The organism is Cytobacillus firmus (genome assembly GCF_023715565.1).
In the GTDB taxonomy this organism is placed as follows: domain Bacteria; phylum Bacillota; class Bacilli; order Bacillales; family Cytobacillaceae; genus Cytobacillus; species Cytobacillus firmus_C.
The window spans coordinates 29,620-54,570 of sequence record NZ_JAMBOJ010000032.1; the positions used below are offsets into that span (position 1 = coordinate 29,620).

At 42.6% G+C, this 24,951-nt stretch carries 25 protein-coding genes and 1 pseudogene; 19 read left to right on the forward strand and 7 right to left on the reverse strand.

What is annotated here, in order from left to right:
• Positions 1-57 precede the first annotated feature (57 nt).
• The 5 genes from M3205_RS14160 to M3205_RS14180 all read left to right on the forward strand — a co-directional run bounded on the left by M3205_RS14160 (position 58) and on the right by M3205_RS14180 (position 3,414).
• On the forward strand, positions 58-984 hold the full coding sequence (locus tag M3205_RS14160; protein ID WP_251170501.1) for an ABC transporter ATP-binding protein: 927 nt from the start codon (positions 58-60) through the stop codon (positions 982-984).
• Positions 977-1,975 (forward strand): ABC transporter permease, encoded by a 999-nt coding sequence (locus tag M3205_RS14165; RefSeq protein WP_251170502.1) that lies wholly within the window; start codon positions 977-979, stop codon positions 1,973-1,975. The genes M3205_RS14160 and M3205_RS14165 overlap by 8 nt, the downstream gene beginning before the upstream one ends.
• A 32-nt stretch (positions 1,976-2,007) precedes the next feature.
• On the forward strand, positions 2,008-2,439 hold the full coding sequence (locus M3205_RS14170; RefSeq protein WP_251170503.1) for a cytidine deaminase: 432 nt from the start codon (positions 2,008-2,010) through the stop codon (positions 2,437-2,439).
• Positions 2,440-2,598: 159 nt separating this feature from the next.
• Positions 2,599-2,847 carry a PepSY domain-containing protein gene (locus tag M3205_RS14175; RefSeq protein WP_251170504.1) on the forward strand — a complete coding sequence of 83 codons (249 nt, stop codon included), beginning with the start codon at positions 2,599-2,601 and terminating at the stop codon, positions 2,845-2,847.
• A 108-nt stretch (positions 2,848-2,955) separates the two neighbouring features.
• Positions 2,956-3,414 carry a dual specificity protein phosphatase family protein gene (locus M3205_RS14180; RefSeq protein WP_251170505.1) on the forward strand — a complete coding sequence of 153 codons (459 nt, stop codon included), beginning with the start codon at positions 2,956-2,958 and terminating at the stop codon, positions 3,412-3,414.
• Positions 3,415-3,590: 176 nt separating this feature from the next.
• On the opposite strand, the gene M3205_RS14185 is transcribed toward M3205_RS14180, so the two are convergent.
• Entirely contained in the window at positions 3,591-4,229 is a 639-nt protein-coding gene (locus tag M3205_RS14185) for a pyridoxamine 5'-phosphate oxidase family protein (RefSeq protein WP_251170506.1), read from the reverse strand.
• A 424-nt stretch (positions 4,230-4,653) separates the two neighbouring features.
• Between M3205_RS14185 and M3205_RS14190 the strand changes: the two genes are divergently transcribed.
• From M3205_RS14190 to M3205_RS14200, 3 genes are all read left to right on the forward strand, one after another.
• The gene (locus tag M3205_RS14190; RefSeq protein ID WP_251170507.1) at positions 4,654-4,872 is read left to right on the forward strand and encodes a hypothetical protein; all 219 of its coding nucleotides are present in this window, start codon (positions 4,654-4,656) and stop codon (positions 4,870-4,872) included.
• A 472-nt stretch (positions 4,873-5,344) separates the two neighbouring features.
• The gene (locus tag M3205_RS14195; RefSeq protein ID WP_251170508.1) at positions 5,345-9,187 is read left to right on the forward strand and encodes a S8 family serine peptidase; all 3,843 of its coding nucleotides are present in this window, start codon (positions 5,345-5,347) and stop codon (positions 9,185-9,187) included.
• A 113-nt stretch (positions 9,188-9,300) separates the two neighbouring features.
• Complete coding sequence (locus tag M3205_RS14200; protein ID WP_251170509.1) at positions 9,301-9,570, forward strand: hypothetical protein; 270 nt, start codon at positions 9,301-9,303, stop codon at positions 9,568-9,570.
• 133 nt (positions 9,571-9,703) lie between these two features.
• Here M3205_RS14200 and M3205_RS14205 read toward each other — a convergent pair whose 3' ends face one another.
• Positions 9,704-9,877 carry a hypothetical protein gene (locus M3205_RS14205; protein WP_251170510.1) on the reverse strand — a complete coding sequence of 58 codons (174 nt, stop codon included), beginning with the start codon at positions 9,875-9,877 and terminating at the stop codon, positions 9,704-9,706.
• A 490-nt stretch (positions 9,878-10,367) separates the two neighbouring features.
• Positions 10,368-10,568, reverse strand: a complete 201-nt coding sequence (locus M3205_RS14210) for a hypothetical protein (protein ID WP_251170511.1) — start codon at positions 10,566-10,568, stop codon at positions 10,368-10,370.
• Between the two features lie 136 nt (positions 10,569-10,704).
• Between M3205_RS14210 and M3205_RS14215 the strand changes: the two genes are divergently transcribed.
• From M3205_RS14215 to M3205_RS14245, 7 genes are all read left to right on the forward strand, one after another.
• Complete coding sequence (locus tag M3205_RS14215) at positions 10,705-11,724, forward strand: DUF3231 family protein (RefSeq protein WP_251170512.1); 1,020 nt, start codon at positions 10,705-10,707, stop codon at positions 11,722-11,724.
• Positions 11,725-11,921: 197 nt separating this feature from the next.
• A complete protein-coding gene (locus M3205_RS14220) occupies positions 11,922-12,407 on the forward strand; it encodes a hypothetical protein (RefSeq protein ID WP_251170513.1) in 486 nt (161 codons plus the stop codon).
• A 480-nt stretch (positions 12,408-12,887) separates the two neighbouring features.
• A complete protein-coding gene (locus M3205_RS14225; RefSeq protein WP_251170514.1) occupies positions 12,888-13,994 on the forward strand; it encodes a sensor histidine kinase in 1,107 nt (368 codons plus the stop codon).
• Positions 13,979-14,668 carry a response regulator transcription factor gene (locus M3205_RS14230; protein WP_251170515.1) on the forward strand — a complete coding sequence of 230 codons (690 nt, stop codon included), beginning with the start codon at positions 13,979-13,981 and terminating at the stop codon, positions 14,666-14,668. The genes M3205_RS14225 and M3205_RS14230 overlap by 16 nt, the downstream gene beginning before the upstream one ends.
• A 133-nt stretch (positions 14,669-14,801) precedes the next feature.
• Entirely contained in the window at positions 14,802-15,413 is a 612-nt protein-coding gene (locus M3205_RS14235; protein WP_251170516.1) for a DUF5957 family protein, read from the forward strand.
• Positions 15,413-15,913, forward strand: coding sequence for an anthrone oxygenase family protein (locus M3205_RS14240; RefSeq protein WP_251170517.1), 501 nt, complete (start codon positions 15,413-15,415; stop codon positions 15,911-15,913). The genes M3205_RS14235 and M3205_RS14240 overlap by 1 nt, the downstream gene beginning before the upstream one ends.
• A gap of 193 nt (positions 15,914-16,106) precedes the next feature.
• Complete coding sequence (locus tag M3205_RS14245; protein ID WP_251170518.1) at positions 16,107-17,066, forward strand: 3-oxoacyl-ACP synthase III family protein; 960 nt, start codon at positions 16,107-16,109, stop codon at positions 17,064-17,066.
• Positions 17,067-17,429: 363 nt separating this feature from the next.
• Here the strand turns inward: M3205_RS14245 and M3205_RS14250 are convergent, their stop codons facing one another.
• From M3205_RS14250 to M3205_RS14260, 3 genes and pseudogenes are all read right to left on the reverse strand, one after another.
• A complete protein-coding gene (locus tag M3205_RS14250; RefSeq protein WP_251170519.1) occupies positions 17,430-18,512 on the reverse strand; it encodes a Ger(x)C family spore germination protein in 1,083 nt (360 codons plus the stop codon).
• Positions 18,499-19,587, reverse strand: coding sequence for a GerAB/ArcD/ProY family transporter (locus M3205_RS14255; RefSeq protein WP_311315734.1), 1,089 nt, complete (start codon positions 19,585-19,587; stop codon positions 18,499-18,501). Before M3205_RS14255 ends, M3205_RS14250 begins: the two co-directional genes overlap by 14 nt.
• A 49-nt stretch (positions 19,588-19,636) precedes the next feature.
• A pseudogene (locus tag M3205_RS14260) lies at positions 19,637-20,902 on the reverse strand (spore germination protein); the annotation flags it as partial.
• Positions 20,903-21,054: 152 nt separating this feature from the next.
• Here M3205_RS14260 and M3205_RS14265 point away from each other — a divergent pair.
• Both M3205_RS14265 and M3205_RS14270 read left to right on the forward strand, forming a co-directional pair.
• Positions 21,055-21,243: a hypothetical protein gene (locus M3205_RS14265; protein ID WP_251170521.1), complete on the forward strand. Its 189-nt coding sequence runs from the start codon at positions 21,055-21,057 to the stop codon at positions 21,241-21,243.
• A gap of 35 nt (positions 21,244-21,278) precedes the next feature.
• Complete coding sequence (locus M3205_RS14270) at positions 21,279-21,545, forward strand: GNAT family N-acetyltransferase (protein WP_251170522.1); 267 nt, start codon at positions 21,279-21,281, stop codon at positions 21,543-21,545.
• A 234-nt stretch (positions 21,546-21,779) separates the two neighbouring features.
• On the opposite strand, the gene M3205_RS14275 is transcribed toward M3205_RS14270, so the two are convergent.
• Positions 21,780-23,162 (reverse strand): polysaccharide deacetylase family protein, encoded by a 1,383-nt coding sequence (locus M3205_RS14275; RefSeq protein ID WP_251170523.1) that lies wholly within the window; start codon positions 23,160-23,162, stop codon positions 21,780-21,782.
• Positions 23,163-23,379: 217 nt separating this feature from the next.
• Between M3205_RS14275 and M3205_RS14280 the strand changes: the two genes are divergently transcribed.
• Both M3205_RS14280 and M3205_RS14285 read left to right on the forward strand, forming a co-directional pair.
• Positions 23,380-24,642 (forward strand): YeeE/YedE family protein, encoded by a 1,263-nt coding sequence (locus M3205_RS14280; RefSeq protein WP_251170524.1) that lies wholly within the window; start codon positions 23,380-23,382, stop codon positions 24,640-24,642.
• Between the two features lie 116 nt (positions 24,643-24,758).
• Positions 24,759-24,951 (forward strand): HTH domain-containing protein (locus M3205_RS14285; RefSeq protein ID WP_396105691.1); only part of this gene is annotated, 193 nt, incomplete at its 3' end.

Sequence of the window (24,951 nt, forward strand, 5' to 3'; positions counted from 1 at the left end):
AGTATTCAAAAGAGTTATTGTTCGAAGATTTAGTTAGAATAGGACAGGGGTGATGATATGAGTGTAAAGCCAACGGTACAATTAGAAAACGTAACGAAGATCATTGGAAAGAAAACAATTATTAATAATATATCATTTGATATTTATCCAGGTGAAGTCTTTGGATTCCTCGGTCCGAATGGCGCCGGGAAAACCACTACGATCCGGATGCTTGTCGGGCTCATTAAGCCAACGTCCGGAAAGATTCACATTTGCGGTTTTGATGTAAGAAAGCATTTCGTTCAGGCGATGCAGCGCCTTGGTTCCATCGTTGAAAATCCGGAGCTGTATAAGTATTTAAGCGGGCGTGAAAATCTGCAGATGTTTGCCCGTATGCTGCCGGGTGTGGATGATGAACGGATACAGGAAGTCATTGATCTTGTGGATCTGACGGCCAGAATCGATGATCATGTGCGGACCTATTCTTTAGGGATGAGGCAGCGGCTGGGGATTGCTCAGGCATTGCTGGGCCGGCCGGATGTGCTGATACTGGATGAACCAACGAATGGGCTGGACCCGATGGGTATCAAGGATCTTCGCCTGTTTATCAGAAAGCTGGTTGATGAAACGGGTCTGTCGGTGCTCGTATCCAGTCATATTTTAAGTGAAATCGAATTGCTGGCCGATCGCGTGGCTATTATGAGCCATGGAAAAATCGTAAAGGTCGGCAGTGTGAGTGATCTGGTTGGTGCACAGTCCGCCGGTGTGGACTGGAGAGTCAGAGATTCTTTTCGTGCGCTTTCTATTTTACAGGAATCCCCGCATGTCCAGGCGGCAGAACTGTACGATGACCATACGATACATACGCTGATGGATGAAAGCAAAACCTCAATCCTGAATGAAGCACTGATGAAAGCGGGCATTGAGGTATGGACGATTGAAAGAAAAGTGCAGACATTGGAGGATCTATTTATTAGTTTGACAGGAGGCGATCATATTGTCTAATCCAAATATGCTTGGCCTGATTCGCAATGAAGTGATGAAAATTGCCTCCAAAAAGCGACTGCCGATTGTCATCCTGATTTTAGTCATATTGGTGTCGATGTTCACATACGCCCAATACCGGGAGATACAGGAGAAAATCGAAAAGCAGGGAACTCTGGACTGGCGGGTGGAGCTTCAGCAGGAAATTGTCGACCGCCAGAACCGGCTCGCATCGAGCGGAATCCAGAACGACTTCAGACAGTTCCTCGAATTTGATCTGAAGCAAAAGCAGTATTATCTGGACAACGATATCAATCCGAATTATCCCGGGGCGCCTACGTTTATCCGCATCTTTTTCTCGCAGGGAATCACACTTGTCCTGCCGTTATTCATTATTATTATCATGGCAGATATTGTGAGCGGAGAGTACAATGACGGCACGATCAAAACCTTATTGTCCCGGCCGGTTAGACGGTGGCGGATTCTGATGGCCAAATGGCTGACGGTGTTGTTGTATACTTCCATGCTGATGGCGGCTACGGTGATCGTCTGCTATGGGATTTCAGGTATCGTCCTAGGATATGACGGCTGGACCGCCCCAATTTTAACAGGATTTCAAGCTTCTGCAACTGGTGAGTTTGCAACAGAGTATATCCATACCCTGCCGATGTGGAAATACCTGCTGATGTCAGCCGGACTTGCATGGGTGGTGACAGCTGTCGTTGGAACAATAAGCCTGATGATCTCTGTCTTGGTGAAAAATACAGCCACGGGAATTGGGTCCATGATGGCTGTGTTAATCGCAGGCACCCTGCTGTCCTCCCTTGGCTCAAGCTGGACGAGCTCCAAATATCTGGTGAACTTAAACTTTGATCTGATTAACTACCTTGAAGGGCAGGCTCCGCCGATTGAAGGAATGTCCCTGCCGTTTTCGCTGACAGTGCTTGGAGTTTGGACGGCAGGCTGCCTGGCTGTGGCGTTTTGGAATTTTACTCAGAAGGATATGTATTGATTCCGGTGAATAGTAAATGGAGGCGAACCATTTTGTTAAAAGTAAAACCTTTAGAAGCTAAAGACTATGAATTGATAAAAGAAGCAGAAAAAGTCATTGAAAAAAATTATAGGTATGGGCGGCACCACATTGGTTCAGCAGTCAGAACAACATCTGGTAATGTATTTTCAGCAGTACACGTTGAAGCGAATGTTGGGAAAATAACCGTATGTGGTGAAGCAATGGCTATTGGCAAGTCTATATCAGAAGGAGAACACGAATTTGAAACGATAGTAGCAGTGGCCCATCCTCACCCACATGAGGAAATAGAGACATGTTGGGTTGTTGCTTCTTGTGGGTTGTGCCGAGAGTTGATTAGTGATTACGGCAAAGAAACTGATGTCATCATTTCTTATAATAGTGAATTGGTAAAGTGTAATGTGATGGAGTTATTACCAGAAAAGTATACAAGCGATATAGACTAACAAGCATTTCTTTAAGAACCGGCTGCCATCTAAGGCGGCTTTTTTATTTTGAACAACCTGAAGTAAGTTAAAGAAGATAATGGACTAGCACTTTTAGTTTGTTACATACATATTGATAAAAGAGGTTGGGCTATGTAAGGATGAGGAGGGAACTTTCAAATGTATGAAAATTATTATTATGGCAACCCCAAACCATTGTATAGACAAAGAATTACGAAAGAGCAGGCTCAAGAGATCGCCCTTAAAAATGTACCGGGGAAAATTCAACATGTAGATATGGATTTAGAAAATGGTGTCTTAGTTTATGAAATTTTCATTTTAACACCAGATAACAGAATATTCGAGGTAGAGATTATTGCAAAAACAGGAAAAGTATTAAAAATTGAAGAAGAAAATGACTTTGATTAATACTCCCCTAATGGGTGAACTTTAGGGAATTTGCATTAGGCATTAATATTAAACTCAATAGGAATAGAGAAAAGGCAGTCTTGGCTGCCTTTTATTTATTAGATGGTGTTGGATGAAAGAGGTGAGTCAAAAATGAGTTTTGTTGAAATGATTCCAAAAAGGCTCTATATCGGCGGGAAGATTTCTTCAGCAGATTGGGAATTTATAAAAAACAATATAACTGCAATCGTTAATCTAAGAACTAAACCAGACAAACCTCCTTTTGATTTTTTTGGGAGAATTATGATTTGGGCTCCACTTAATGTTCGGGTTGCTCCTACATTAGAATGGGTTCTTAGACTTATGAAGCAGTTAAATCAGCTAATGGAGTTAAAACATAGAATTTTAATACATGATACCGTTGGTAAAGAGCGTTTGGGTTTTGTTATAACTGCTTTTTATATGCAGAGATATGGATTAAAGCATGACTCAGCACTTATAATCGTTAAACAATTAAAGCCGGACATAAAACCCCCAGCTGATTACATGAAATTACTTGTTCAGTACGAAAAACATCTGGGTCACTAGGCAAAACTGTGTGAGGAGAAATTACAGATTTATATACAATTGGTGATTGAACAACAAAAAACCAGGATAAAAAAGGCAGCAAAAAAAGCTGCCGATTCTTGGTGTGAATTAATATGCTAAATACAATGTAACAGCAAACCTGTTCAGGTCCATTTTTCAGCACTATTTATTTTCCCTTAATACAATCTATTTTTATAACTTTCCTGAAGATCCTTCGCAACTTGGTCAACAGTTCGATTCGGCAGGTTGCTATGGGCTGCCAGCATAGCAGGGGCGGAAGGAAGGGCTTCTTTTGCTGGCCATGACTCCCCGGTCCATAACCCTGATCGGATCAATGCTTTTGCACAATGGATAAAGCATTCCTCTGCTTCTACTAAAATCCCAAATAACGGAGTGCGTCCGTTGGCTCTACTCATTTCCAAGAGCTCCAGGTCACGGCATATGTAAGCTTTGCCATTAATTCTTAGTGTTTCTCCAAGCCCAGGTATGAGAAAAAGAAGCCCGATATTGGGGTTTTCGATAAGGTTATGAGCGGTATCCATTCTTCGGTTGCCCGGCCGTTCCGGAATAAAAAGATGCTGCTCGTCAAGAACTGTCACAAACCCGGGGGCATCCCCCCTTGGAGAAACATCACATTTTCCGGCAGCATTTGCAGTGGACATGGTTAAAAAAGGCGACATGGAAATAAAATCAATGCAATGTTCATCAATGAAAGAGATGACTTTGCCGGCGGCACGTGCACTTGGCTGGCCGATCTCCTCCCGAAAAGATACAAATTCTTCTTTTGTGGTTATGATATTTTTAAATGTATTCATGGTTATCTCCTTTTCATCTAAGCTATTTTTCTATCTCCGCTGATGTCTTTACAAGCCGGAACACAACATAATAGATTCCGCTAAGGCCGACTATCCCCAGGACAGTAAGAAAAGGCATTTTTTCGGCAAATAGGATTCCAATCACAAATAGCGTAAGGCAAATGAGTATGGCCAACAGACTTAGTAATATTTGTTTACTCTTTTTCAATATTTCACCGCTTTCCTTTTAAAGTGGGACAAGTACTTAAATGGAGGTTATGGTATGGACTTTGATGGGGAAGTGTTCTGGTTGTTTTTTGTAGGGTATTTATTCTTTTAGCCAGCATGAAAAATAGTATAAAGCTGGTTCATGAGATTATGGATCGGCTAAGATTACCTAAGTAATATATTAACATAAATATCCATTTAAAGGGTGTTTTGGTAAATGGAATTTGCAAAGGTAGGGGATTTTGTAAATAGATGGAGAGGATTTGCAAATAGATGGTGTGGATCTGCAAATAGAGAGTGTGAAATTGCAAATAAAAACGCTGAATTTGCAAATAGGAAAGCTTCTTTGCAAATTGAATATGAATCTGCAATAGAAGGAGGGGATTTGCAAATAGAGAGTGTGAAATTGCAAATAGAAAAGCAAAATTGCAAATAAAAACGCTGAATTTGCAAATAGGAGCTTCTTTGCGAAATGAATATGAATCTGCAAATAGAAGGAGGGGATCTGCAAATAGAGAGTGTGAAATTGCAAATAGAAAAGCAAAATTGCAAATAAAAACCTGAAATTGCAAATAGGAAAGCTTTTTTTGCAAATTGAATATCAATCCGTAAATAGATGGAGAGGATTTGCAAATAGAAAGGTTGATTCTGCAAATAGACCGGCCCATCTGATGCTGTTTTTAGCAGTGCCCTTTATTGGGACAAAGAACCTGTCCCTCTGTCCCAGCTAAGTCTCATATTCTGTTAAATTATGAAATTTTTCTACAGCATTTTTTGTAAAAAATAGATCTAATTTCCTGTTACAAAATCTGTTAATCAGGTCTTTTGATCCTTATATGAAAATTTTGGATTTGGTACCTTTATAGGGTATTAAAAAAATTCAGAATAATACAACTAGGAGGTAGGGAATGAGGATTAAAAGATCAGCAGTGGCCTTATTAATGTTCATGCTAATCTTCTCCAGTTCGGTATCTGCAGCCATTGTGCCTGAGAAAACACCGAACAGCAAGGGAGAAGAAAACCGCAAGACCATCCAGGAAATAAAGAAAAGTGAGCTGGACAAGCAGTACAGCAAAACTGATATTGTCAGGGTTATCGTGGAGATGAAGACAGAGCCATCTGTCCTTTATGCCCAAAAGCAAAAGAAGAAGTATAAAGAACTTCCAGATGCAACAAAGCAGAAGCTGAAAAATGAAAAGCTGTCAGAACAGAAGAAGGTAAAGGATCGTGCCAAAAAGAGTAAAGTGAAGATGATTGAGCGCGAAAGCTTTACTACAATTGTAAATGGCTTTAGTGCTGAGATGATGTATGGAGATATCGAGCTTGTGAAAGAAATGCCGGAAGTGGCCGAGGTACAAGTGGTGAACGAGTACGAAAAGCCGCAGGAAAAACCGGATATGGTATACAGTAAAGAGCTCGTACAAGCACAAGAAGCTTGGCGTGATTATGGCTTTAAAGGTGAGGGCATGGTAGTCGGTGTCATTGATACCGGTATGGATCCTTCTCACCGTGATATGGTTTTAGCCGATGAATCAGAAAAAGAATTAACGAAGGCGGAAATCTCCAAGTTTAAAAAAGATAACGGCCTTCTTGGAAAATACTATTCTGAAAAAGTACCATATGGATACAATTATATGGATGAAAATGACACAATCCGCGATATCGGACCGGATGCTTCCATGCATGGAATGCACGTTGCCGGAACTGTTGGAGCGAATGGCGATGAGGAAAACGGCGGCATTAAAGGGGTAGCACCTGAAGCTCAAATCCTTGCGCTTAAAGTATTCGGAAATGATCCGAATATGCCATCTACATACAGTGATATTTATGTAAAGGCAATTGATGATGCGATTGTACTTGGTGCAGACGTATTGAACATGAGCCTTGGTTCTACAGCTGGTTTCGTGAGCCCTGAATCAGCTGAGCAAAAAGCGATTGCCAGAGCAGTTGAAAACGGCATTCTAATGTCTATCTCTGCTGGGAACTCTGCTCACTTTGGAAATGGATTTGCGAATCCAAGCAATGAAAACCCGGATATCGGTGTCAGCGGATCACCTGGTGTATCCTATGATTCTCTGCAGGTTGCATCCATTGAAAATAGCTTTATGGATCTAGATGCAGTGAACTACCAGTTCGGTGAGGAGTCTGGAAAAGCTGCGTTCCTATCAGCATCAAATGTTCACCCGAACGATGTTGAAGAGAAAACATTTGAAGTGGCATACGGCGGACTGGGCAAGCCTGAAGAGCTTTCCGGAGTTGCTGGGAAATATGCATTAATTCAGCGCGGAGAGCTGGCATTTGTTGATAAAGCGATCAATGCCCAGGCAGCTGGAGCACTTGGTGTCATTATTTACAACAATGCAGATGGATATGTCAACATGGCAAGTGATCCGTCCATTACCATTCCGCAGCTGTTCATGCTGAAAAATGACGGTGACAAGCTGGCAGCAGCCCTTCAGGATGGACAGACAGTCAATCTTACGTTTAACGGAGAAAAGACAAAGTCAGCAAACCCTGAAGCTGGCAAAATGAGCGCCTTCACTTCATGGGGATTAACACCTAACCTGGACTTCAAGCCTGAAATCACAGCTCCAGGCGGACAAATTTATTCTACTCTTGAGAATAACAAGTACGGAATGATGAGCGGTACATCCATGGCAGCTCCTCATGTTTCCGGTGGTGCAGCACTTGTTCTTGAGCGTGTGGATAACGAGTTTGGCGTAACCGGCTTTGACCGTGTCAACGTTGCGAAGAACCTGATGATGAATACTGCGGCACCAGTTATTGATAAAGGAACAGTAAACAGTGCATTTGAATGGAATATCCCTTATTCCCCGCGCCGCCAGGGATCAGGCATCATGCAGCTTCATTCGGCATTGTCTTCTCCTGTGATTGTGACGGAGGCTTCAACGAATGAAGGGAAAGTGGCTTTAAAAGAGGTTGGCAATACGTTTGAATTTACGTTAAAAGCACAAAACTTCAGTGATGAGGATGTAGCCTATGATGTGGCGGCTAATCTTCAGACTGACTTTGCAGCCTATGAAGAGATGGGCTGGGCAGCAGATGAGCTTGAAGGTCAGAAGATATTAGATGCTTCTGTAAAAGTGAATGGCCAGGATTCAGCAGAGGTAACCGTTCCTGCGAATGGATCTGTAAGCTTTAAAGTAAGTGTGGATGTGAGTAATGCAAAAGTAGTAGAACCTTCTATGACAGGAAACTGGGAAACTCCGGTGGACATTAATGAGGTGTTCCCGAACGGATACTTTGTTGAAGGATATGTCACGTTGACAGATTCAGCTGATGTGAACCCGCGGTTAACGGTTCCATATGTAGGCTTCAAGGGTGATTGGGATAAAGCTCCGATCCTTGACGGCATGAAGTATGATGACAGTTCATTCTACGGAATGGCAGGAGCTGTTTCTGAGTCAGCTGACAGCTACACATATTTGGGATACGACCCGGTAAATGATACTTTCAACGGTGAAGCCATTGCGATTTCTCCGAACGGGGACAAAGTTCAGGATCAACTGATTCCGGTCCTATCATTCTTAAGGAATGCGAAACAAGTAGAATTCGCGATTACAGATGAAGATGGAAAAACGTTACGCAAGCTGCGCACGGAAAATAGCCTCCGCAAGCTTTATTACGATGGCGGCCGCGGTGCAACTTACACGCTTAACCCGTCTTGGGGCTGGGATGGAAAAATCAGCAACCAGTTTGCACAGGATGGACAGTACTATTATGAAATTAAGTCTGTCATCGATTATGAAGGGGCAGAATGGCAATCCGTGAAAATCCCTGTAAAGGTGGACACGGTTGCGCCAAGCGTTCAGGCTGAGCTGATCGAAGGCAACACAGTATTAAAGCTGGAAGCTTCTGATAACCCTGAAGGCTCAGGCATTTCGTATATTGATATTTTCGTAGATGAAGAGTCTATTCTGGATGAAGCACTAAGCGGGGATACAGAAGAATTTGACCTTCCGGAAGAATTGGAAGTCGGCGCTAATGTTAAGGTTGTAGCCTATGACTTTGCTGGCAACTCTTCCGAAGCAACTGTGGAAGTGGGCGAAGTGAGCAATGACAAGACTGTTCCATACGTGTACCTAGAAGAGCCTGAGGCTCTTGAAGTGTACAACACCAATGAACTGACTGTCAGTGGCTATATTAAAGAAGAGTCTGGCATGAAGGAATTCAGCATTGCTGGAACTCCAATTGAAACTACGTACAATGAAGCTAAAGGCCAGTATGAGTTTGAAACAAAGATGACGTTTGAAGATGGCGTTCACAGCCTTGAAGTGAAAGCTGTGGATACTGCAAATAATGCGATCTCTTTCAAGCGCACAATCATCGTCGATGCGACTGGCCCGACGGTTGAAATTGATGGACTGCCTTCAAGCAAATACATTAAGCATAACAAGAAAGATCCTGCCATCGACATCACCGTGACAGATAACTTTGACCAGCTTCGCTTCTACCAGGACGGCAGCGAACTATTCTACCAGGAATTCCAGGAGCCTTATGCAATGAGAGGCATCGAAAAAGAATTCAAAAAGATTAAACTATCATTGAAAGAAGGCTTAAACGTCTTTACGTTTGAAGCAGAAGACCTGGCAGGCAACAAAACAACCAAAACGGTTGAACTGTACAAACTGAAAAAAGGTGAACAGCCACCGAAAAAACATGAAACCCCTGATGGACCAGCAAAGCCTGGTAAAGGGAATGGAAATGGAAATGGAAAGAAAGATAAATAATAGTATGTGGAAACCCGGCTTCTTTGAGGAGCCGGGTTTTTTTTGGGGGGTGACAGCTGGCTGGAGGGGATTTTGCAAATAGATGGAGAGGACCTGCAAATAGAACGCTGAATTTGCAAATTGAATATCAAACTGCAAATAGAAGGAGAGGATTTGCAAATAGAGGGTGTGAAATTGCAAATAGAAAAGCAAAATTGCAAATAGAACGCGTGAATTTGCAAATAGTTGAATGCAATCAGCGCGGGAAGAATAATTTTGCAAATAGATGGGGAGGACCTGCAAATAGAAAGTGTGAATTTGCAAATAGAGGGTGTGAAATTGCAAATAGAGCCCAAGCAGCCACATCTTATGAAAAAGTAAATATCCTAACTCCAAATAACTGAAGGTACTGTTCCGTATATTCCATAGGGGACTGCAGCTCTCTTTTCTTATATAGGGATTGAGGCATCATTGAGTCATAGAGAGCAGTTTCCATTTGAATCTGCCCTGGAATGTACATACTAACTTTTCTTTCTCCTAAAAAAAGATATTTTGAATGGTTATAACTAAAGTTGATACAGAACCTGCAGCTGTTAAAATAATTATTTTTCGGCTATTCTGCTCATTTGAAGGCTTCATTAGCTCTATGGATAATGATATCCATATAACTATAGATGCTAATGCTATTATTAATAGAGTGGTACTTGTCATATTGCAATCCTCCATTCAATTTTTTACGATTACCATATATTTATCTTCAGTCAGCAGTATTCAAGTTTTCATTAGTGCTGAGTTATGTAAGTATGTGAAATGGGGTTACTTTTATGTGTTTTAACGGACTTATATTCAAACCATTCTTCCAGTCTCTTGCTTATAACTATATGTACGGTTTCCTCCTGAAATAGGTTTCATATAACCGGAATTTTGTTCCAATTAAATTTTTCACCAGCGGAAGAAAGTTTTTAGAGAAATATGTTTTGCGGCTCGATTATAAGAATTATTTTTCAAAGAAAAAGTTTTAGGCTACAAAGGATTATATGAAAATTTGGCTGGGTTTATATAGATGGACCATGGCTTGGCGGAATTCGATATTGGCAAAAAGAGGATGATGTATCGTAATTATTCAATGTTGAAAGAGAAATAGTGCAAGTGGGACAAAGGGAGAGGAGCCGGTTTTGAAAGAAAATTGGTTTTTGTCTTTTTATTGGCCATTCCTGCGATTCTCGTCATATTCTTTTTTATTTTCAAGAGGAGGAACGACAGGCTGAAGAGAGTGGAAGAAAAGCTGGATCAAATACTTATTAAAATGGAAAGCGATAATAAATAGCGGCGCATGGTTTAGTGTAAGGCGAAAAACTGTGTACAGAATGAATCTGTGCGCTTTTTTTATGCTTTTTACCATTGGGCTGGAGGAGCTTCAGACATCCGGGGGTGAGTCCGAATTAGGGAGGGACATTAATCCCATTTATGGCAATATGTATTTTAAAAGTATATGAATTTAAAGGAGGGAGATATTAAGTAAAAAAGAAGGGATTACCATGAAAAAAATTAAACCAATTAAATTAGGTTCTCATCAAGCAAGCAGCAAGGAAAAATTAACATCTGCAGAAATGGGCAAGCTTTGGGCTACATACATGGGAAACAGTATGGCAACATGTATTTTAAAATATTTTTTGCAGCATGTGGACGATAAAGAAATTAAAAAGTTATTGGAAAATGCCTTGCACCTCTCGGAAGAATTCCTGGAAATCATTAAAGGGATCTTTGAGAAAGATGGAGTTCCCATTCCTGCAGGTTTTTCGGATGAGGATGTTAACTTAGGTGCCCCGAGACTGTTTATGGACGAATTTTATGTCCATTATTTAAAGTATACGGCAAAAGCGGGATTAAGTATTTATAGTATCGCGATCCCACTGGTTTACAGAAAGGATGTAAAGGAATTCTTCAGGCATTGTATGGATGGTGCCTTGGAATTAATGGAGCAGATAAAAGATATCCTCATGCATAAAGGGTTAATTATTAAACCACCATTAATTCCGGCTCCTGAGAAAGTGGAATTTGTACATAAGGATTTTCTGAATGGATATCTGGGAAACAAACGTCCTATGCATGCAATGGAAATCACCCATTTCTACGATAATATTGAAAATAATGTAACAAGCAAAGCACTGATTACGGCATTCAGCCAGGTGGCAAAGGATGAAAAGATCCGAAAACTATTCGAGAGTGGAAAGGAAATAACTACAGTTAATATCGAGAGTTATAAACAAAAACTGCATGAGGAAGATTTGCCGTCTCCACCTTATCTGGATGACTTAGTAACGAATTCCACTTTTTCGCCTTTTTCAGATAAAATCATGCTGTTCCATAAGATGGATATGTTTTCAATAAAAATCAGGGCCTTCGGAAATTCAGTGGCCGTCAATGGGCGGCGGGATATTGGAATGATTTATTTGAAGGCAATTATGAAAAACTCATATTTTGTTGAACGTGCTGCTAGAATTATGATTGAGAAAGGATGGTTTGAACAGCCACCTGCAGCTGCTGATCGAGGTTAATGATTTGCATATTAGAGAAGCCTTTCGCTGAGAAAGGCTTCTTTCTATGGGTGACAAAAAAGGAATAGCTTTTGGCCCATTTCCTGCAATAGGCTAAAACCCAAGACTTAGATAAAAATTGAACCGGAGGCTCACGATACTATAAATGGACCATGTTACATTTGATATATAAAGAGTCAGGATGAGGATGAGGATAAATGCTAAAAGTGAAACATCAATTAACAGATTCAGCTGCAACCCAAAAGCTGCAAATGACCATTTCTTTATGTTCCATTCTTTTTACTATGGGGACAGCCATTCACAATTTTTTTATTATAAATCCGACACTTATTGAAACCATGATGCAAATGGCGGGAGTAGGGAACCCTGCTGGTGAAGCAATTGAATTCACATTTGGTTTTAGGATTGTCGGGTGTTTATACATTGCTGGAAATGCGGTAGGTATATTGGCTTTAAACAGCCGCTCAAAAATATTATGGTGGATCATCTTAATAGTGAATGTCACGCAAGCCACTGGTCCTATTATGATTCCTTCATCAATGTGGACAGCAGTTTATGACGTTTATGGTGTGTTAGGAGTCCTGCCAAGTGCGATTACGGACGGGGGAGCCATTATCTTATCTTTAGTCATGATCATTTCGATGTTCAAGTTTCGTACCACATGGGCACAAAGACCGTCATAATCAGCTGCTGATCAGGGAGGGGCAAAGGGACAGGTCAACTGTCCCAGAGGGATGGGGAAAATGAACCCTGTCCCTTTTTATGTATGAACATGGGGCTGGTGTGCAGAATGAATCTGGGCACTTTTTTGATGCTTTTTAGCTTAAACCTAAGCAGCTGGAGGAGATTTGGACATAAAAAGAAGGAGAGTGCTAGTTAGGATCAGAACCTTGGGTAACTTTGGACACTTAAAGCAGAAAAGCGACAGTTAGAGTTAGAACTCGGTACAACTTCGGACACAAAAAAGAGGAGGGCACCAGTTAGAGTCAGAACCCATTGTTAACCAGGAAAAATCCCATACACCTCCCCTCTTCAAACAACCACCTGTTAAGAAATTTGTAATAACTATATAATGTTTTGGTTAGAATCTTAATTTATACTTCCTTCAAGACTTTCAAGCCGGGTTCAATCTGGCTATTATGATAAAAAACCGGGGTGACTGGATGTCTATAAAAAAACGATTGATTTTGTCTAATATAGGGATGGTGCTGCTCCCTGTTGTTTTATTTCTGCTGCTGGAAATGGTCATTGGGTATGTATTGTTTTATCCTGTGAAAGGTTCAGTAGATCAGGAGGATCTCGAATTCTTCCGGTCGATCCGGATTTATTTGCTGGTTGGGGTGCTGGTTTTGACTAATGGTGTCCTGACTTTCCTTGTTTCGAAAAGTATCATTGCCCCTCTTCTTCAGCTGAAGCATGCGGCAAATGATATCAGCAGAGGAAATCTGAATACCAAAATAGAGGTTACCGGGAGAAAGGATGAACTGAACGAGCTGGCGATGGCCTTTGAAATGATGCGCGAAAGGCTTAAGGAGGCAGATGCCATGCAAAAGCAGTATGAAGAGAATCAGAAGGAATTGGTTGCAAGCATTTCCCATGATTTAAAAACCCCTTTAACGAGTATTAAGGGCTATATCCGTGGACTGTCAGATGGTGTAGCGAATACGCCGGAAAAAATGGAACGATATTTGGGTACGATTGAAAAAAAGGCGGATGATATGGAAGCTTTGATCTCGGAACTTTTATTGTATTCCAAGCTTGATTTGCCGAATGTGCCATATGATTTGAGGGAGCTGGATTTAGTGTCCTACTTTAATGATTACCTTGAGGAGCTTCGGTTTAATTTGGCGGAACAGCCTGTCAGTCTCCACCTTGAGCGCGAGCCGAATGAATCGTATCGCGTGCAGGCAGACAGGGAGAAATTGAATCGCGTAGTTGGAAATATTGTGCAGAACAGCTTGAACTACATGAAGGGAAGCAAGAAAGAACTAGTGGTCAGGCTGGCGTCAAAGGCGGAGGACATCACGGTTGAAATTCAGGACAATGGTGCTGGCGTTTCACAAGACGAGCTTCCCTATTTATTTGACAGATTTTTCCGTACGGATGTTTCCAGGAATTCGGCCACAGGCGGCAGCGGGCTGGGTCTGGCCATTGTCAAAAAGATCATTGAAGGTCACGGGGGGACCGTTTGGGCAAAGGGCAGAACCGGACAGGGGATTAGTATCTTTTTCACGTTAAAAAGGGGGGAAGAGGATTGGAAAAAATCTTAATCATAGAAGACGAGCTTAGTATTGCTGAGCTCGAACGGGATTACCTGGAATTGAATCATTATGAGGCAGATATTGCGGCAACAGGTCAGGAAGGGCTGGAATGCTTAAAAGCAAACTCCTATCGGCTGGTTCTGCTCGACCTGATGCTTCCGGATATGGACGGTTATGAAGTTTGCAGGAAAATCAGGGAGGTTTCAGAGATTCCCATCATTATGGTAACAGCAAAAAATGAGGACATTGATATGATCCGCGGATTGGGCCGCGGGGCGGATGATTATATTGCCAAGCCTTTCAACCCCAATCAATTGATTGCCAGGGTGAAGGCCCATATTGCCAGATATGACCGGCTCGTTTCAACCGGACAGAACAAAGATGAAGACATCAGGATTGGGGATTTGCTGATTCAGCCGGTAACCCGCAAAGTATTTGTGAACAACGAGGAAAGAACTCTTACGGCCAAGGAGTTCGATCTGCTGCTGTTCATGGCTTCCTCCCCGAACCAGGTCTTCAGCAAAGAGCATCTGCTCGAACAGGTTTGGGGCTTCGAATTTTATGGGGATGTAACAACCGTGACAGTTCATATCCGAAGACTTCGGGAAAAAATTGAAAAAGACCCTTCTAAACCGGAGTATATTGGAACGGTGTGGGGTGTGGGGTATCGGTTTAAACGGTAAGAACGTATAGATTTCTATGCGTTCTTTTTTTTATTTCCGGATTTAATAATTCTGTAAGAAATTGATAAGAGTGCTGTTAGAACCTCTCCGTAGAATGGGTTTTGTAAAGAAAATAAGAGAGGGGAAGAAGAAAATGCCAAAAAGAACACTGGCTGAAAATAGTTATATAGGTTTGGGTTTGGTTTATCTGGGCTGTCTGATGGTTCAATTTTTGCTTGCTGGGATGTCGATCTTTGGAGATCCGTCCAAGTGGGCTGCCCATAAAATGTTTGTGCATTTTTTTGGCTATGCCATTCCGGTGCTGATGATGCTGTCTGCGCTGGCAGGAGGATTTTTTAAGCAGATCTATAAGGAAATGACGATCGTTCTCCTGCTGCTGTTTGTCATGTACTTTACGGCAAACATGGGGTGGAAGTTCAGCTGGCTGGGCGCTTTTCATCCAATTGCCGGGATTGTGCTTCTGGGGGGAGGAGCTGCAGCAGTTCGTAAGGTTCTAAAGGGGACTTACAGGAATGAGAATCCCGTTAAAGCTTTTGCAGGAAAGGAAAGAGGCCTCCTGATTTGGGCATTGGTGGGTGCCGCCGGCGGATTTACAGCTGGAGTCATATTTTCGAATATAATCGCCATTGCTGGGCTGATTTTAGTGGATAAGCCTATTGGCATTAAATTTCTGCCGCTTTTTATGGCTGCCTCTTCAGCGGTGATACTGCCCGTCTGGCAATATAAAAAGAGGAAGGAGAAATAATGAAGCAAAAATTAACGTATTTCTTTATGGTTTCCTATTTATGGATCACCTTTATTACGCTGGGGGCTTTTGTACTGGAGGTATTCATGGTTTATCCTAATATTTTCTATAACATACCGGAATCATTGGAGGTTTCAATGGATTTTATGAAGGCTGCGAGCCCCCATACGTTCTTCCCGCCGCTTGGATTTGCGAGCTGGGTCACTGGTGCCGGTGCGCTGATTCTGGTGTGGAAGCAAAAGTCTTCCCGCCGCTGGGTTCTGGGAAGCATTCTTGTCATGATTCTTTTAGGGCTCATTTCCATGATATTTGAATGGCCGAGGAATGAAATTATGTTTATAGAGGGGCAGAGTGTCCATACTGCAGAATTTCTGAAACAGACAGCAAGGGAGTTCCTGATGATCAATTGGATCAGAGTAGCTTGCAATACGGTTGGCGCCATTATGGTATTTGTGGGATTTTTAATGTTTTATAAGAATGATTTGCAGGAAAGAGAGTAGGCAGATGTAAGGGGCAGTCGGAGCTGTCCTTTTTTCTCCGTGCCAAAGCTTATATTTATGGAGAATCCGGCTTTTACTAACTACGAAACTACCTATTTACTAGATAGAGATATACAAATTACTCCTAAAATATGAAAATATTGGGTACAATTGAGGTGATCCAACAAAATTCGTCAAAAAAGGAGATGCTAACATGTTGAAAAATGCTGGAATAATGGGGGTAGGGAGTTATTTGCCGCCTCGAGTAGTGACTAATGAACTTTTTAATGAAAAGTGCGGCATTTCTGGCAGATCCATCGAAAAAATGACAGGCATCAAGGAAAGAAGATTTACGATTCCAGGCATTGATATGGTAGACATGGCGTGTAAAGCAGGCGAAGCAGCCTTGGAGAATGCGAAAACAGATGCATCCGAAATTGATTTTGTTATTCTTTCCACAATTACACAGGAACGCATCTATCCCTCTATTGCCTGTCAGGTACAAAGCCGCCTCGGCATCCCGACCACAGCTGGAGCCTATGATATGAGTGTAGGGTGCGCTGGTTTTGTATTAGCTCTGCTGAATGGCTTCCAGTATGTACAGACCGGCTTTGCGAAAAAAGTGCTGGTCATTGGTGTAGATGAATGTTCCCGAAATATGGTATTAGAAAACAGGAATGAAAGAAAGGTTAATATTCTGTTTGGCGACGGAGCTGGCGCTGCGATTGTCGGGAAAGTGTCGGAAGGCTTTGGCTTATTATCTTCAACGGCAGGTTCTGATGGATCAGGGTCTGAATATATGAGAGAAGACAAGAACCATAGACCGTCAATGGATGGAGAGGCCATTTTTCAATTTGCGTCGACCTACATTCCAAGAATTGTAAAAGAAGTCTTGCAAAAGGCCAATTTAACTCTTAATGACTTAGATTATCTTGTTCCGCATCAGGCAAACCTTCGCATTATTGAGAAAGCGGTACATAATCTTGAGTTCCCAATTGGTAAGGTAGCCACCCATGCCGTCCAGTACTACGGAAACACATCTTCTGCCAGTGTGGCACTAGCTCTTGCTGATGAAGTGGAGGCGGGACGGATTAATGCCGGCGACCATGTTGTTCTGGCGGGTTTTGGGTCAGGTTTGGCTTGGGCAGCAGCGCTGATCAGGTGGGGGAAATAATCAATAATTCGTTAGAAGGAATAAGTTAATGTGGACCCATGCCTTTGACTGTGAATTCATATGGAATTACAGTAATAAAAGGGGTAGTGCTGCTTAGATGGAAGGCCTTACGGTGACAGCTGTAATCAAGCAGAATAGAGCCACTTATAGGGAAGGCAGGTGGTGAGTGGCTCTAATCAAGCGGAATAGTGCCGCTTAGATGGAAAAAGGTGCGGTAAGAGGTCCTAATCAAGTCGAATGGAGCCACTTAGAAGGAAAGCGGAATAGTGAGCGGCAAATTTGCTCCCCTCATATTGCAAACCGTTACCTTAATTATCGTACTTTTTCCCATATGCACCTGAAAAAGAAACAGTTCCTGCCCCATCAGATAGTTTTCAAATACCCCTCATTTTGGATGTCAATGTCAAATTGGATATCTGATTTTAAATTTGGATAATACACCGACCTCCAGTTTTTCAAATCTTTTCGGTTAATTTTCGTGCGATACAATTGGCCCAATCCAAGTATATCTGCTTCGCTCTCCTGGAGTTTGGCAAGCATGCCGTTAAACCGGCTTGTCAGCAGGCGGCTTAATTCTTTTTTAATCATGGCCTCGGTCGTTTTGCCTCTGGTTTCCAGGGGGACCACCTTTAATTTGATACGGCTTTTGAGATAAGGCTGTTTATTCTTAAATTCAATATGATGATCCATCGAGTTTCCGGTGATCATGACACTTGCATGATCCAGAACTTCAATTTGTCCATGGGTGCTTTCGTTGTTGAAAGCGTTGAATAGCAGGGTTTCATCGTTACTGATCTGCTCAACCATCTTGCCGTTTTTAATAACGGCCGTTCCCGTTTGCCGGTAAGTTGTCGACTCTCCCGCAGCAATCATTGGGATCGCTACATCACGTGTATACGAATGGATGCTGCGATACACTTCCCATATTCGTGTAAGGGCAATTTCCGGATTCCAGCCTGCATTTTTTTCAAAGAAATCGAAGAGGTTGGTTCCCTGGAGGTTCTTTGAATTGGAAAGAATCGAAAAAAACTCATCCAGGTTCTGGTCACAAATTGTAATGAGTGCTTTGGGTGATACTTCCCGAGATCTGATGAAACCGGCTATAATATCTTTCATGCCTTCCTCAGCCGTTTTCCTCTCAATCATAATGACCTTTACATGAAGAAGGTCAATCGAGCTCTCCATGTCCCGGCTGATCGCATCGACAGCGTGTGAAATGGTCTCGCCGGTTCCGCTCACGATTTTCACTTCTACCTTATCTTCAACAGGTTCTGGGATCTTTAGAAATACTTTGTATTTACCCTCATCATCTGTAGAGATGCCAAGAACGATGGGGAGTGTCCGATGGTTGATATCCCTGATGTCCCAGCAGCCGGTCAATAGTATGACTGTCAGAATCAGGCAGACGGCAATAGAAATGTTGGATTTCCATTTACATGTTTTCATGTTTACTCTTCCTCTTCATGCGATATCCAAAGAATAATAGTGATAAAGGGACTGCCACAAGGATGTAAAACCTTAAAAATGTATTCCACCAAAATAATTGCTCAACCGCCCTCCAGTCCGGAATGAAAAAACAGGAAATAAACACTAAAGTCGACAGGGCAAGCAGTAACTTTACCGGCTTAATTGCCGGCAGATAATGATTTGCAATCCGGACTGCTTTCCATGACACAAGCGAAATGTAAAGCATGATAAAGCAGATAAGGCTTAACAGAAAAAACATGGTGACCCTGTCGAACATCAGCCAATTAATATTGATGGCATCCACGGCTATTACATATGGGAGGAAGGTTGTAGCCGAGGTTGCCTGCCCGAAGGTGAGAACTGGAATATAGACTGAAAAAAGGAAAAAGGGAATAAGGAATGCGCCGGCCCATAATATATATTTTCTGTCATATGAGAAATAAGGCTGGACAAAGCCGAGAAAGAGAAAGCCTCCAGAGAAAGCGAAAAAACTTTCAAAGTAGGTTCTCTTCATTAAGAATCCGAGATCTGCATCTAAAGGAACGATGTACCGCCAGTCTGCGTTTTGGAAAGAAGTGAAGAAAATAAAGATGATTACGGGAAGAAATAAAAGGGACAGGAGAAGTCCTGTGCGAAAAATCGTTTCAACTCCTTTGATCGCAATATAGGTCGAGATGGATATCAGTAAAAGCATGATCGCCCATAAAGGAGTATTTGATAAAAAGACGATGGTAATGATTTCAGCATAAGCCCTGACCGTAATCAATAAAATCATGCTGAAATAGAAGAAAATCGGAATAATAAAGAAGATAGTTGTCCATTTTCCGATTCCTGCATAGATTCGAATGATGTCTTTTTTCGGAAAATAACTTAGTCCCTTCATATAAATAGTGATAAATAGGAAATGAATGGACACACCGATCAGGACAGGAAGCCAGTGGCCCTGTTCTGTACTTGAAATCACATTGCCCGGATACATAAAGAAAATAAGGCCTAAATGACTGATGACATACATCAGCATCACATGCAAATTTTTGTCCGCCATTGCTTTCATTCCCTTTTACATTTAAGTAGAGATAGGACTTGCCATAAGTATTGAGGCTTGACAGATAAGCGCATATGAAAACCAAACCGGCAACCAGCCCCAGGATGCCAAATACCGCTGCCAGAAGCACAATGGCATACTTGAAAAGCCGGATGGCAACAGTATTCTGAAATCCTACGATAGTTGAGTTGGCGATGGTAGTAGCGGCAAGAATAATGATCAGCAGATTGCTGACTAATTTCGCTTCCACTGCGGCCTGCCCCAGTATAATTCCTCCAACCATTGTAATGGTGGGGCCAATAGATTTTGGCAGTCTTACACTGGCTTCCAGGATTAATTCCAGAATAAGCAGCATAAAAATAATTTCCACCAAGGCCGGATAAGGTACGCCTTCACGGCTTTGGGCAACTGATAAAGCCAGCTGGATCTGCAGAACCTCAGGATTTACGGAAACCAGTGCCACATAAAGCCCTGGTGTGATTAGTGTGATTAAAATGCCGATGATTCTGATTAGCCGGATTGCCAGCATGATAGGCAGGGGGAAATTTCGGTCATTCTCAACAGCGAACATATCCCAGAACAGATTCGGAAGAATAAGCGCAAAAGGCAAGCGATCCACGAACAGAATCACTTTTCCTTTTCTCAAGTTCTGGACTGCATGATGGGGAAGCTCGGTTGTATTAAATTTAGAGATAGCGTTCCAGGATGGAAACTCCAGCATTTTGGCAAGCTCCTGTAAATCACGTGCTTCCATTTGGATATTCTTTTCAATATGTTCACGGATCTTGTTAACCAGCTCTATATCTGCTTCGCCCTCTATATACAGCAGGGAAAGTTTGTTATTGCGACTGCGCCCGGATGAAAAAGAGTCGGTTCTGATTTTGTCCGAGTTCACCAGTTTACGGACGATGCCGATATTCGTATCAATTCCTTCTGTAAAAGCATCCAATGCTCCTTGAATCACATTTTCGTTTGCGGGTGAATCAACCGAGCGATCAAGCATAGGCGGAACAGGCTCCATAATGATAAAACGGTCGGTGTTTTCAAAATGAATGATCAGTTTACCTTCAAATATGGATGAAATGGCCTTTCGGATATCCCTCTCAATCACTTCTCCTATTGCCTTCCATAAATCCTGAGGGTGCTGATTCTGGGAAAGGAGGCTCTCTGTATGCTTGTGCAGCACTGTTCGGGTTTTGATACACTCAATGAGTGTATTAAATCCCATCAGCACCACGGCAGCATCCGCAAGATAGTCCCTCTGAAGATGAAAATCGCTATTGTTCTCAAGCTCTGCTTTTATTTCATTAGTAAAACGGCCCATTGTGGGTTACCCCTTTATAAAGACATAAATATTATTATTTTTCGCTTGTTGGGAAAATTTATTCCTATATACTTTATTTGGCGTTTACCTCGGCTAAGCGTTCATCCAGGACCAAGACTCGAGGGGCATAACTTATGCTGGAGGGAAGAAAAATGAAAATTATCGCGGTTCATGAACATCCACCTTTATTGGATAGTGCTGTTCACTATTTTTGGGAGAAGTGGGGAACAGAAGAAAACTTCGCTTTTTATCAGGATTGCATGATTCACTCTGGGAAAACATGGGACGGGATCCCAAGGTTTTATGCAGTCATCCAGAATGAGGAATTCATTGGCATATAGCCTTAATCCGCAATGATCTTAATAGCAGGCAGGATTTGCAGCCGTGGCTTGCCTGTCTGTACATTGATCCCGCATGCAGAGGAAAGAAGCTTGGCGCTATCCTCCTTGATCATGGTATTGAAGAAGCAGCAAAGCTTGGATTTAAAAAACTCTATCTCCAGACGGATTTAGAAGGGTATTATGAAAAATATGGCTGGGTGCATCGAGGAAAGGTGTTTGGGGCAAGCGGCAATTCCATTCCCTTTTATGAAAGGCTGTTTTCGCAAAGTTTGTTGCTATTTATATTATATTTACTGAGTTGATTGTAGTGGAAGGTCCGAGACTCCTACGGGAGTAGCGGGACAGGTGAGACCCCACAGACGCGTAGCGTCGAGGAGGCTCACCGCCCGCCCCGTGGTTCGCTGAGCATCCTCTCACTGCAATCAACGGACAACATTGATAAGCGAAAAACAACTATTTATACGAAAAGAGCCTTATGAAAAGAGGACAGGCGCGTAAAACAAAACGCTCAGGAAAAACCCTGAGCGTCTAGATGTTTACGATCTTTTTCCAAAAAACGTACCGGTCACTTCCTGTTCCTGCAGGGATAGAAGTTCGGAGACGGTAATGAATTCGTAGCCCTCTTTTTCCAGGTGCGTCAGCAGGTCTGGAAGTGCTTCAGCAGTTGTCTTATGGATATCATGCATTAAGACAATTGAACCTGGCACAGCATTGGCCTTCACTATTTTTAGAATCGATGAAGCGTTGAGTGTTTTCCAGTCCAGTGAATCGACAGACCATAGAATAAGCGGTGTATGGGCCATTCCGGCAATTTTTTTCACATCTTCATTCATGGCGCCATAAGGCGGGCGTAGGGTCGCGGGAAGCTGTCCGCTTGCTTCCTTGATTTTGGCGCTTGCTTCTTCCATTTCTTTGCGTATTTCTTTTTCACCGAGGGAAGAAAGATCCGCATGGCTGTCACTGTGATTTCCGATTTCATGGCCTTCTTGAGCGACCTGGCTTGCGAGGGCAGGATAGAATTGCGCCTGACTGCCAAGCATATAAAAGGTAGCTTTAGCGTTATGCTTTTTTAATATATCCAATATAAGCGGTGTGACTTTCGGGTGCGGCCCATCATCAAAGGTAAGAGCAATATACTTTCCGTTTGGATCAAGTGGAGCAGTTTCGGGTTCGCTTGCTTCCGGTTCAGGCAGCTGAATGTCAGGGAGCTTCAAGTGCTGGGCAATTTCATCCTTTAAGAGGGGATGAATCTGTTCGATCGGAATTTTCACTTTGACCGCTCCGGCTGCGCCTGCGGCAATTTCATATTCGTTAAAATAAAGTGTAAAATTCTTGCCGCTCAGTGACCATTTCCAGCTCGTTGGATTTTTCAGCGCTTCGTCAAGCAGGTCAGCAAACAGATAGTCCTTGAGGTCTTCCTTCTTGCCTATTTGGTTTTTTACCATCGTTCTGAGCTGTGTCAGGGACTTCTCATCCATTTGGATGATATCGGCAAGCTGCACCGTTTTCTGATTCGCAAGGTCGATCGTGAACGTTTTGACCGTGGCCTGCCCATTTGCGCCGCCGGTGTACTGGTAAGCTTCGAATACCAGGGTATACATGGTATCGGAAATTTTTTTCGGATCCGCCTTGATATTAAGATGGGCACGGAAATCTTCGCTGTCCAGTACCTGCCGGTTTGCCTGCACAAGTTCAAGGAAATCCCTTTCCTGCGCCTGAATCCACTCTTTCATGGGTTTGTTCAGAGTTTCAATTTCAGTTATCGGTGTACTGATCGCAAGGGTATAAGATTTCGTTTCCTTTGTCCGCGTTTCTAGGTTTAATCCGGGGAAAGCTTCAGGGGATGTGGTTTCTGTTCTGGAGAAAGCCTGAAGGCTGGTGTCAGCTCCAGCACTGATGAAATAATAGATGCTTGCCATGAAGATGCAAAATATTGCCCACGATGGCCATTTAAACCGCTTAAGCAATGATATCCTTTCCTTTCCTGTCTGTAAAATTATGACTCTCAGAAGATATAATTATATCAGGTGACAGAGGGAAAATCATCGGGTTGGAGAAAAATTCACCATTTACTTTTTAAATAATATAGTTTAAAATAACACTTTAATCCGACTAAAAAGATAAGAAAAGGAGTGAATGAGGTTGGCTCAAGTTGAAATGAAAAATAAATCATGGATTTCAGCACCAACAACAGTTGTTTCAAACTTAAATCCGATTCAAAAGCCTTTTGTTGCAGCTGGTGTTCTTGCAGCTCTTATTTTGTTCATTTCTATAATAAATGCAGCGAACATGACACAGGGAGTTCTATTTATTATTGGAATTGCGCTCGGTATGACCTTGCTTCATGCCCGCTTTGGCTTTACATCTGCATTCAGGCGCTTTGCCAGTGTTGGGAACGGGCAGGGGCTGCAGGCACATATGCTGATGCTGGCTGTTGCTTCAGTATTATTTGCGGTTATTTTAAGTACTGGCTTCAGTTTTACAGGAATTGAGCCTAAAGGATATGTTTCTCCTGTGGGAGTCAGCGTCCTGTTTGGTTCCTTTATTTTTGGAATAGGAATGCAGCTTGGGAATGGCTGTGCGTCCGGCACTTTATATTCTGTAGGCGGAGGGCAATCTTCCATGATTCTTACGCTGATTTCTTTCATCGCTGGTTCTACGATCGGGGCGTACCACTTCTCATTCTGGATGGAAGAAACACCGGCATTGCCTCCAATCTCTCTGGCGACATCAACTGGACTCGGGTACGGCGGAGCATTGGTTCTGCAGCTTGCGTTGTTTGCCTTGATCTATTGGGTGACCCTGCAAATCGCGAAAAAGCGTAAAGCGCCAATGATGAAAGCTTTGCCTACAACGGCCGGCTGGAAAAAGATCCTGCGAGGTTCATGGCCATTGTTCGCAGCAGCAATCGTCCTGGCTTTGCTTAATGCACTTACTCTCACGGTCCGCGGAACGCCTTGGGGCATCACATCCGCATTTGCGCTATGGGGCGGAAAAGCGCTGTTGGCAATGGGTATTGACGTAACCTCATGGGGTTATTTTGCAAGTGAGCCCAATTTAGCGGCTTTGAAAAATACAGTGCTTGCTGATTCTACAAGTGTTATGAACTTCGGCATCATCCTTGGTGCCTTCATTTCAGCGGCATCACAGGGAACATTCAAGCCTGGTAAAATCAAGCCGGGTGTCGCAGGTGCTGCCGTTGTCGGTGGACTGCTGATGGGATACGGTTCCCGTCTTGCATTTGGCTGTAACATCGGTGCCTACTTCGGCGGAATCGCATCTTTCAGCCTGCACGGCTGGGTATGGGCCATCATGGCTATGTTTGGAACAGGTGTAGCGCTGTTCATCCGTCCGCTGTTTGGATTGAAGAACCCGAAATCTAATGATTCGGTTTGTTGATGGAAACCTGGCACTCTTTGAACTATACCCCAGATACTGGACACTTATAAAAAAGTGCCCCTTTCTGGGGTTTTTTGTGTTTCAATAGATTTAATCAATAGGACGGAGGATTTTTCATGAGTAAGAATATTTATAATGAATTCCAAATGAAAGAGCTTGAAAAGAATCCAAATGTTTTGAAAGCTTCTGAGAGGTCAATCTCCTATAGTTCTGAATTTAAGATAAAAGCAGTGGCGGAATACAAAAGTGGGAAAACACCATCGCAAATCTTTATTGAACAAGGCTTTGATCTAGAGGTGATTGGCAAGG

What these genes read in the sequence shown, in the direction of transcription:
- M3205_RS14160 (WP_251170501.1), top strand. Translation starts at nt 58, where the DNA reads ATGAGTGTAAAGCCAACGGTACAATTAGAAAACGTAACGAAGATCATT.
- M3205_RS14175 (WP_251170504.1), top strand. Translation starts at nt 2,599, where the DNA reads ATGTATGAAAATTATTATTATGGCAACCCCAAACCATTGTATAGACAA.
- M3205_RS14185 (WP_251170506.1), bottom strand. Translation starts at nt 4,229, where the DNA reads ATGAATACATTTAAAAATATCATAACCACAAAAGAAGAATTTGTATCT.
- M3205_RS14190 (WP_251170507.1), top strand. Translation starts at nt 4,654, where the DNA reads ATGGAATTTGCAAAGGTAGGGGATTTTGTAAATAGATGGAGAGGATTT.
- M3205_RS14195 (WP_251170508.1), top strand. Translation starts at nt 5,345, where the DNA reads ATGAGGATTAAAAGATCAGCAGTGGCCTTATTAATGTTCATGCTAATC.
- M3205_RS14205 (WP_251170510.1), bottom strand. Translation starts at nt 9,877, where the DNA reads ATGACAAGTACCACTCTATTAATAATAGCATTAGCATCTATAGTTATA.
- M3205_RS14210 (WP_251170511.1), bottom strand. Translation starts at nt 10,568, where the DNA reads ATGGTAAAAAGCATAAAAAAAGCGCACAGATTCATTCTGTACACAGTT.
- M3205_RS14215 (WP_251170512.1), top strand. Translation starts at nt 10,705, where the DNA reads ATGAAAAAAATTAAACCAATTAAATTAGGTTCTCATCAAGCAAGCAGC.
- M3205_RS14220 (WP_251170513.1), top strand. Translation starts at nt 11,922, where the DNA reads ATGCTAAAAGTGAAACATCAATTAACAGATTCAGCTGCAACCCAAAAG.
- M3205_RS14225 (WP_251170514.1), top strand. Translation starts at nt 12,888, where the DNA reads ATGTCTATAAAAAAACGATTGATTTTGTCTAATATAGGGATGGTGCTG.
- M3205_RS14235 (WP_251170516.1), top strand. Translation starts at nt 14,802, where the DNA reads ATGCCAAAAAGAACACTGGCTGAAAATAGTTATATAGGTTTGGGTTTG.
- M3205_RS14240 (WP_251170517.1), top strand. Translation starts at nt 15,413, where the DNA reads ATGAAGCAAAAATTAACGTATTTCTTTATGGTTTCCTATTTATGGATC.
- M3205_RS14245 (WP_251170518.1), top strand. Translation starts at nt 16,107, where the DNA reads ATGTTGAAAAATGCTGGAATAATGGGGGTAGGGAGTTATTTGCCGCCT.
- M3205_RS14250 (WP_251170519.1), bottom strand. Translation starts at nt 18,512, where the DNA reads ATGAAAACATGTAAATGGAAATCCAACATTTCTATTGCCGTCTGCCTG.
- M3205_RS14255 (WP_311315734.1), bottom strand. Translation starts at nt 19,587, where the DNA reads ATGAAAGCAATGGCGGACAAAAATTTGCATGTGATGCTGATGTATGTC.
- M3205_RS14265 (WP_251170521.1), top strand. Translation starts at nt 21,055, where the DNA reads ATGAAAATTATCGCGGTTCATGAACATCCACCTTTATTGGATAGTGCT.
- M3205_RS14275 (WP_251170523.1), bottom strand. Translation starts at nt 23,162, where the DNA reads ATGGCAAGCATCTATTATTTCATCAGTGCTGGAGCTGACACCAGCCTT.
- M3205_RS14280 (WP_251170524.1), top strand. Translation starts at nt 23,380, where the DNA reads ATGAGGTTGGCTCAAGTTGAAATGAAAAATAAATCATGGATTTCAGCA.